A 279-nucleotide genomic window follows, 5' to 3' on the forward strand; every position below is an offset into this window, starting at 1 on the left:
GTACGGTTACGGTATCTCCTTGTTCATAGGTGCCGCTATCTATTGGTGCTGTTCCGCTCGTTGCTCCGTTGCCATTATACGTTACGATATAGGTTGGTGGCGGCGTTGTATCACTAACCGTAATTGTTAGCGTCTGCGTCGCACCTGCACTGAACGCAAAGACTAGGCTTGTCGTTCCAACTGCTTGCGTAGCCAAATACTCTTTTTTGATCGTTACTACGCTCCCCGATAGGCTATAATCTGTTCCTAGCACAAGAGGCGTACTTCCGTTTTTAATAG

The 279-nt window shown here is 47.7% G+C and carries 1 protein-coding gene; it reads right to left on the minus strand.

All coding sequences use genetic code 11. From position 1 onward, the window contains the following. Positions 1-279: X2-like carbohydrate binding domain-containing protein (locus tag SB725_RS30885; RefSeq protein ID WP_410923182.1), on the minus strand; the 279-nt coding region annotated here is incomplete at both ends.

This window comes from Pseudomonas sp. SIMBA_041 (assembly GCF_046535095.1).
GTDB lineage: Bacteria > Pseudomonadota > Gammaproteobacteria > Pseudomonadales > Pseudomonadaceae > Aquipseudomonas > Aquipseudomonas mucoides.